Origin of the sequence: Rhodoblastus sp. (genome assembly GCF_019449565.1) — a bacterium.
In the GTDB taxonomy this organism is placed as follows: domain Bacteria; phylum Pseudomonadota; class Alphaproteobacteria; order Rhizobiales; family Beijerinckiaceae; genus Rhodoblastus.
Map to the genome: position 1 here is coordinate 1 of NZ_JAGRPM010000064.1, position 7,940 is coordinate 7,940.

Below are 7,940 nucleotides of genomic sequence, written 5' to 3' on the forward strand. Positions count from 1 at the left end.
CAGCGGCGAAATCGTCACCCTCAGCGTCCGGGCCAAGGGCGTGCGCATCGTCCCCGACATCCGCGCCACCGGCGACAACGCCCCCAGCCACCGGGTCATGGTGGGCCGCGTCGAGATCGGCGCCGCCTGGTCCAAGCGCTCTAACGAGGGCCGCGACTATCTGGGCCTCAAGCTCGACGATCCGAGCTTCACCGCTCCGATCTATGCCAACCTCTTCGACGACGAGGACGGCGATGGCTTCTCGCTGATCTGGTCCCGCCCCAGCGGCCGCCGGGCCGACTGAGCCTCAGCACAAGGCCCCGGCTGCCAAGCCGGGGTCTTCAAAATGACAGCCCTAATTCGTCAATTCGCTTGTCCAAGAGGGCGAGTTCCCCAATCAGGCTATCCAAACCCGATGGGAGCGCCCTTCCAACAGATGGGCGCACTACGTCGGAAATATGCGCCTTGATACGGTTTGGTTGCGGATGCCTACCTTGGCAGGGGATTGGGGACGAGGAAGAATAGGGCTGTCGGCGATCAAACGAATCGTGGTCCAATATGGGAGGCATGGCGCTCGCGGCGCGCATCGAAGTTAGCCGCGGCTAACTTCGTACGAATATTGTAGAGCGGTCGCTGGCGCATAGCGTTAACCTGTCGTTAACTGAAAAGTTCTTGCAGAGGTCAGAGAATCGGCATTAATTAAGTCACGCGCGGAAAAATCACAAGAACGCGAAAAACTCCGCATATCGCGGTTCAAGCATAATGGACGGTACGATGGTGAAGGCGCCCGAAACAAGCGATACTGCGGCACGCGCCGAATTGCGGACGCTCGTTCAGCGTCACGGAGCCGATTTGGCCAGCCAGCTTCATGCGCATCACCGCAATACGTTCCCCCCCGAGGCCGAAAAGACAATTCGGCAATTCAGTCCAGCCGAAGCATCCCGGCTTATCGGAATTCATGAAGGCTATTTGAGGCAAGTCGCGGCCGAAGGAAATGGCATTGCCCCAACAATCAAAAACGGCCGCCGCAGTTATTCCGTCGACGCCATTCATGAAATCCGCAAGCATCTGGATCATGGCGCAAGAGGCAATCGGCGCTATCTGCCGCATCGCACAGCCGGGGAACATCTCCAGGTCATCACGGTAATGAATTTCAAGGGCGGTAGCGGCAAGACCACTACATCCGCTCATCTCGCCCAATACCTTGCGCTTCACGGCTACCGCGTACTCGCAATCGATCTTGATCCACAGGCGAGCTTATCGGCGCTATTCGGGTTCCAGCCCGAACTTCACGTCGGTGAAAACGAAACCCTTTATGGCGCCATTCGATATGATGAACGTCAGCGACCGATCGCGGAGGTTGTTCGCAGCACCTACATTCCGGACCTGCATATTATTCCTGGAAATCTCGAACTGATGGAGTTCGAGCACGACACGCCGCGAGCGCTCATGACGCGGAAGGCTGGCGACACGCTTTTTTTTGCGCGCATCGGTCAGGCGTTGGCGCAAGCGCAGAACCTCTATGATGTCGTCGTCATCGATTGCCCACCTCAACTGGGATATTTGACGCTCTCGGCGCTCACCGCAGCAACCGCCGTTCTCATCACAGTTCACCCGCAAATGTTGGATGTGATGTCGATGGCGCAGTTTCTCCAAATGACCGGAGATTTGCTGGACGAGGTCGCGCAAGCCGGAGCTTCGACGAACTATGACTGGATGAAATATCTGGTCACAAGGTTCGAGCCCGGGGATGGTCCGCAAAATCAGATGGTGGCCTTTCTGCGTTCCATTTTTGGAGAGCATGTTCTGATTCATCCGATGCTGAAAAGCACGGCGATTTCGGACGCCGGTCTGACCAATCAAACAATTTACGAGGTCGAGCGGAACCAGTTCACGCGCTCGACCTATGACCGGGCCATCGAATCAGTGAACTTCGTCAATGCCGAAATTGAGGGATTAATTCGTCAGGCTTGGGGGAGGGCGGCATGAGCCGAAAAGCTCTTTTCACAAATCTCGGTGGTGCTGGGCACACGAACGAGAGTTCGTCTGCAACAGCTGGGGGCGCAGATGCGGCGAGTGATGCACATCGTCCGACCCGTTTGCGGTCGCGACCAATCTTAGGCTCACCCGAATTGCTTTCCGATCCGGCGACGACGCCTGTAGGTGCCATCGGGCAATCGCTTGGGGAGTTCAACGAGAAAGCGAAGCGCGCAGAAGAAATTGAGCGAAAGCTGACCGCTGGACAAGTGATCGTGGAGCTTGATCCGACGCTCATTGATCCGTCATTCATCGCGGACCGCATGCCGTCTTCAGCTGAGGGATTGGCCGATTTAACGGAAGCGATCCGCGAGCACGGGCAATTCAATCCTATCCTTGTGCGCCCGCACCCCGAAAAAGTGGGGCGGTATCAGGTAGCATTCGGCCACCGCCGCCTTCGGGCGGTCACATCGCTCGGGCGTCAAATTAAATCCGTTGTTCGAGACTTGACCGACGAGCAACTCGTCATTGCTCAGGGTCAAGAAAACCATGAGCGAAAGGACCTCTCCTATATTGAGAAAGCGCGGTTCGCCCACCGTCTTGAACAGAGGTTTAGCCGTGCGACAATTATGGCGGCGTTATCGATCTATAAGAGCGACCTCTCAAATATGCTGTCCGTCGTCAGCAAAATCCCAGAGGATATTGTCGATGCGATTGGACCAGCGCCAGGCACCGGTCGCCGAAGCTGGATTGAGCTCGCCGACTATCTATCCAATGGAAAGACCGCTCTGGCAGTTAGGAAAGCGGCTTCAGACCCAAGCCTCGCGACGCTCACGAGCGATGAACGGTTCAAACGGGTTCTTGCCTCGACCAAGGAGCGGCCAATTCCCGCCCAAAGCGAAAATTGGCGAGCAAACAATGGAGAGCCTCTAGGCACAGTCGTGCAGAATGCGAAACGTGTTTCTATAACAATAGATCGACAGAAGGCGCCGGAGTTCGCTGATTTTGTGCTGAACCGTCTTCGCGATCTCTATCTCGAATTTAAGGCTGGTTCTTCAGAGCCGTCTTGATAGCGTGAGCGTAGCCCACGAGTAAACTGCAGGAGACCTAACGACAAAAGAAAAAGGCCCCCGAAACAAAGTTCCGGAAGCCCTTCTCGTGTTTTGGCGAATTCGAGAATCACATTTCCGCGAATCACAGTCAAGCGTCTCGTGAGAGATTTAGCGCAGTTTCGGCGAGCAGATTTCTTTTGCCTAATCGCAAGGTGAAAGAACGTGGAACCACATCAATCGACGACGCCCTTTGGGCGGCGGCCGCTGACGCTTGCCCATGTGGCCAGCCAGGCGGCGGCGAAAGCGCGCCCGCCGGAGAAATTTGCGCATAAGTGGAACGTATTTCGGGCGATTTGCGCGGGGCGCGCGCGTCTCGGCGTGTCCGAGCGCGCCCTGGCCGTGCTTGATGCGCTGCTCACCTTTCATCCCGAAACCATCCTTGCCGGCGAGGACCTCGTGGTCTTTCCGTCGAACCGGCAGCTCAGCTTGCGCGCCCATGGCATGGCGCCAGCGACGCTCCGCCGTCACCTGGCCGTCCTGGTCGACGCCGGGTTGATCGTGCGGCGGGACAGCCCCAATGGGAAACGCTATGCGCGCAAGGATGGGGCAGGGGAGGTGGAGATCGCCTTTGGCTTCGACATGTCGCCACTGGTCGCTCGCGCCGAGGAATTGGAAACGCTTGCCGAAGCCGTGCGCGCCGAAGAACGCGCGCTCAAACGGGTTCGGGAACGGATCACCATCTGCCGGCGCGACATCGCCAAAATGATCGTGACCGGTATGGAAGAGGGCGTGCCGACACGGCGGGCAGGGCAGGGCCCCGCCGATTGGACCTCGATCCATGAGATGTTTCGCGCGATGGTCGCCAGGATTCCGCGTACAGCGACGCGTGAGGAACTCGAGCCGGTGGCCAATGACTTGGCGCTGCTCTCCGACGAAGTGTTCAATCTGTTGGAAACGCATATAAAATCACAAAATATAAGCGCCAATGAGTCTCAAACTGAGCGCCACATACAAAATTCAAAACCAAACCTCCCTATTGATCTTGAACCTAGCCTTCCAAAAGGCAGGGCCGCTGATTTCGGTTCACTGGACCAGGAGTCGAGGGCTCCACAAAAGTCTCAAGACGGCGCCGATGCGAAAACAGCAAGGGTTGCGGCGACAATCAAAGCCTATCCTCTTGGAATGGTGCTCGAAGCTTGCCCTGACATAAAGGATTACGCCAAGGATGGGGTCAATTCGTGGCGCGATCTGATCTCCACGGCCGGTCTGGCGCGCGCCGCGCTCGGAATATCGACCGACGCCTGGCGCGAGGCGCAGGACACCATGGGGGCAGGGGATGCGGCGGTCATGATCGCGGCGATCTTGCAAAAAGGCGAGGCCATCGGCAGCCCAGGTGGCTATCTCCGCGCATTGTCGGCCAAGGCGCGCGCCAAAGAATTTTCAATAGGTCCAGTGTTGATGGCGCTGTTGCGGGGCAAGCTTGCCAAACAAGGGCGCGCCCGAAATGCGACGGGTTGACCTTGCGACGATCGTCTCCACCTGGAAAACGTCAATCCGGTCTCCGTCTTACGCGAGAGTTGAAAATGTCTGCGAGCGAGCGTTTGACGTCCGTGGTTTCTGCCAAGGGGCAAGTCATCCTGCCCAAGGTCGTATTGGAGCGTAACGATTGGCCGCCGAGCACAAAAAACTGGTGGTCGAGGAAAGGACCGAGGGCGTTTTGCTCCGGCGCGGGCCCTGTTCGACGCCAAGCAATGATCCGATGTGTTCGCCATGCTCAAAACCGATGGCCTCCGACGGACCGGCGAGGACATGGATCCGGCCGTTCTAAGGCGAACAAGGCCGTAAATTGCCGGCGCCCGAGGTCATTGTCGGCCGTTTTTGGCTTTAGCCGGGTGCGCGCAGCGGCTTACAGGTCGCCAAACCCGGAGGTGGACGCAATTTGCGATTTCCTTTGAAGCGAATCCCCGCTTTGTGTTATTACATTTGTAGACACGCTCGCATTTCGGGGGGAGACAATGGTCGCGCTCAAACTGCGTCTGATCGGCAATTCCACTGGCCTGACGATCCCGAAAGAGACCTTGGCCCAGTTCAATCTCAAAGAGGGCGACACCCTCTATCTGACGCCGGCCCCTGGGGGCATGCGGCTGACGCCTTACGATCCCGATTTCGGCGATCAGATGGAGACGGCGCGGGCCGTCATGAAAAAGCGGCGCAACGCGCTGCGTGAGCTCGCAAAATAAGTGGCCGACGAACCGAAATGGGTCGCCGCCTCCGTGGCGCTCGCCATCCATGACGAGCAAATCGCCGAGCATGGCGGCGGCACCGGCGTTCGTGACGAAACCCTGCTGGAGTCGGCTCTGGCGCGACCCAAAAATCTGTTCGGCTACGAGGCGGCGAGCTTGGCGCGGCTTGCCGGAGCTTACGCCTTTGGAATTTGCCAAAACCATCCTTTCGTCGACGGAAATAAGCGAACGTCATTGGTTGTCGCCGAACTCTTCCTCGCCCTCAACGGGCACAGGCTGGACGCGACCGATGTCGAATGTGTCATGGTTTGGCAAAAGCTCGCGGCCGGAGAGATTGATGAACCGAGTCTTGCGCTGTGGTTCGAGCAACACATCGCGCCAGTTTAGCATTTTGCGGCGCGCCCAGGTCGGTGCGCCCGTCGACGCAGATTTGGCGCCAGGAGATCACACGAGCAGCCGCGCCGCCGCGCCGAATCGGGCTTCGGCGTCATTGTAGTAGCGCGCCGCCTGCTGCAGAGAGCGATGCTGCGACTGGCGCATGGCTTCCGGCAGCGGCACGCCGCGCCGCGCCGCCTCCGTCAGAAAACCGGAGCGCAGGCCATGGGCGCTGAAGGCGTCGGGATCGAGCCCGGCCTGGGCGCAGCGCGCCTTGACGATGAGAGTTACCGCCTGCGGGGTCAAAGCCTTGTCCTGCAACGTGCCCCAACGGTCGATCGCGCGAAAAACCGGCCCCTTGGCGATCTTGGCTTTTTCGATCCACAACTCCAACGCCACGACCGGCGGGCCGATCAGCAGGACGCGCGCATCTTCGTCGGCCGCGCCGGTTTTGGTGCGGCCGAGCACGATGGACAGGCAGGGCAGGGATCCCGACGCCGGGTCGGCGGGGTCGAGCGGCACGGGCGGCTCCGAGCAGATTTGCTCAAGCCGCAGGCCGGCGATTTCACTGCGACGGCGCCCACCGGAAGCAAAGGCCGTCAGCAGCAACGCCTTGTCGCGAAAATCGACCAGGCGATTCCAGTCACAGACGGCGAGCAACTGGTCGAGGACGTCGCGCGTCACCGCCTTTTTACTTTTCCGTCCGCGCGGCCGCGTGGAGGCCCGCACGGACAGGCGCAGCGCCGCGCGCAGGGTCGGAGCGGAAAAAGGCCCGTCAAAGCCCCGCCAGCGATGCAGCGTGCCCCAGTGGGCCAATCGCCTTTTGACCGTCGCCGGCGCATGCGGGCCGAGGCTGCGCAAATGGCCTTTTTCGCGCAAATCCGCTTCGACGCCGGCCGGCATGCCATGCGAACCATCAGTCTCGCGCTTTTGTGGATCCCACAGATGATGCGCGACAAATTTCAGCGCCAGGGATTCCGGCGCCGGCCAGGGCAGGGGACTTCCAGTTGCAGCCATTGACCACGCCTCGAGATAGGCGAGATCGGAGGCCAGCGCCCGCAAACTGTTGGCGCCGATCCCCTCGTGCGCCAGATGCTTGAGGGTCGCGACGTCGTCGTCGGTCAACAAAATCGCCAGCGCGTCGCGCCGGTCGATCGGCAGGATGGCGGCGAGCGTGTCGAGCTCGAGCGCGCGACGGTCTTCGGCGGCGAGGGCGGCGGACTTTTTCATGGCGTCGCCAGGGGACCGAGCAGCGCGACCTGTTCGGCGTGGGAGGCGGCGGCGAGTTTTTTGTCCAGTGTCGCCAAAGGCAGCCGCTCGGTTATCGCCAGCGCCAGATAGGCAGCGTCATAGGAGGTCAATCCATGCGTCAGCGCCAAACTCAGAATGACGCCGTCCGGGCCGTCGCCGCGCGTGTCGAGCGGCAGGGCGCGCAGGCCCGCGAGATAGGCGAGGGCCTCGCCCTTGCCGATGCGCCCGCGCTTTTCGGCCATGGTCACGATGCTGCGCGCCTCGTGCCAGAATAGGGATGGCGCGAGCGCGGGGCCGCCGTTCAAACTCGCGAGCAAAAGATCGGCCGCCGGCGAGGATTCGTCGGGCAGGATCCAGGCGGCGGCGAGCGAGACGTCGACGACGAAGGCCATCAGTATTTGTGCCCTTCGTGGCGCCAGGCCAAAATTTCTTCGGTCGTCACGGGCTTGGCCCTGGCGCGCAAGGCCCGCACCGCTGCGATCGCGCCGGCGGCGTCGGCTTCGGAGCGAATGCGCGTCAGCCGCGCCACCGGGGCGTTGCCGCGAGAAATGATCACCTCTTCGCCGGCTTCGACCTTGGCGAGCAGTTCGGACAGATGGGTCTTGGCTTCGCCGACCTTGACGGTGATGGGCATTGGGGCGAGTTCCGATGGTCTCAATCACGGCGCGCGAGGCGCGATTTTGGGCATTTTGCGCCGCGTTTTGGGCTTGGTCAAGTGCTTGGTCTGATCGCTATCGATAAGCTATCCTTATCGATAGTGATAGGGCGATTCAAAAAGTGCCACCTATGACAGAAGCGAAGGCTATGTTAACTTCCGTTATAGTTAATCATTTGCAGGAAACGCAGGCGCTTGAAAGCCGACCCCAACATCGTGGAAATGCTCGATTGGGCCAAAATATACGCGCCCCTGGCGCAAGCCGAGTGTCGGTTTTGCTTAAAAACGTCAATTTGAAACGACAAACTAAAATTCAGCCGCCGATTTTGCCTTGACGTTTCAGGTGTCGCCTCTCTCGATCCATTGAAATATTCGCGCGTTAGCCTCATCGAGCTCGATCCGGGGGAG

Annotated in this window: 9 protein-coding genes; 6 read left to right on the forward strand and 3 right to left on the reverse strand. The window is 59.8% G+C overall.

The features are described from left to right. The 6 genes from QZ409_RS14810 to QZ409_RS14835 all read left to right on the forward strand — a co-directional run. A partial coding sequence (locus tag QZ409_RS14810; RefSeq protein WP_296712842.1) for a DUF736 family protein occupies nt 1–283 on the forward strand: 283 nt, incomplete at its 5' end. A gap of 470 nt (nt 284–753) precedes the next feature. Beyond that, nucleotides 754–1,968, forward strand: coding sequence for a plasmid partitioning protein RepA (repA, locus tag QZ409_RS14815; RefSeq protein WP_296712844.1), 1,215 nt, complete (start codon nt 754–756; stop codon nt 1,966–1,968). Beyond that, nucleotides 1,965–3,026 (forward strand): plasmid partitioning protein RepB, encoded by a 1,062-nt coding sequence (repB, locus tag QZ409_RS14820; protein WP_296712845.1) that lies wholly within the window; start codon nt 1,965–1,967, stop codon nt 3,024–3,026. The genes repA and repB overlap by 4 nt, the downstream gene beginning before the upstream one ends. Before the next feature lie 204 nt (nt 3,027–3,230). Continuing rightward, nucleotides 3,231–4,526 (forward strand): plasmid replication protein RepC, encoded by a 1,296-nt coding sequence (repC, locus tag QZ409_RS14825; protein WP_296712847.1) that lies wholly within the window; start codon nt 3,231–3,233, stop codon nt 4,524–4,526. Between the two features lie 497 nt (nt 4,527–5,023). Next, nucleotides 5,024–5,248 (forward strand): AbrB/MazE/SpoVT family DNA-binding domain-containing protein, encoded by a 225-nt coding sequence (locus tag QZ409_RS14830; RefSeq protein WP_296712848.1) that lies wholly within the window; start codon nt 5,024–5,026, stop codon nt 5,246–5,248. Continuing rightward, the gene (locus QZ409_RS14835; RefSeq protein WP_296712849.1) at nt 5,249–5,638 is read left to right on the forward strand and encodes a type II toxin-antitoxin system death-on-curing family toxin; all 390 of its coding nucleotides are present in this window, start codon (nt 5,249–5,251) and stop codon (nt 5,636–5,638) included. A 57-nt stretch (nt 5,639–5,695) separates the two neighbouring features. Here QZ409_RS14835 and QZ409_RS14840 read toward each other — a convergent pair whose 3' ends face one another. Genes QZ409_RS14840 through QZ409_RS14850 form a run of 3 tightly spaced genes read right to left on the reverse strand, consistent with a single transcriptional unit; the run spans nt 5,696 to nt 7,511 of the window. Continuing rightward, complete coding sequence (locus tag QZ409_RS14840) at nt 5,696–6,856, reverse strand: site-specific integrase (protein WP_296712852.1); 1,161 nt, start codon at nt 6,854–6,856, stop codon at nt 5,696–5,698. Continuing rightward, nucleotides 6,853–7,269 carry a type II toxin-antitoxin system VapC family toxin gene (locus tag QZ409_RS14845; RefSeq protein WP_296712854.1) on the reverse strand — a complete coding sequence of 139 codons (417 nt, stop codon included), beginning with the start codon at nt 7,267–7,269 and terminating at the stop codon, nt 6,853–6,855. The genes QZ409_RS14840 and QZ409_RS14845 overlap by 4 nt, the downstream gene beginning before the upstream one ends. Next, entirely contained in the window at nt 7,269–7,511 is a 243-nt protein-coding gene (locus QZ409_RS14850) for a type II toxin-antitoxin system prevent-host-death family antitoxin (protein WP_296712855.1), read from the reverse strand. The genes QZ409_RS14845 and QZ409_RS14850 overlap by 1 nt, the downstream gene beginning before the upstream one ends. Between the last annotated feature and the right edge of the window lie 429 nt (nt 7,512–7,940).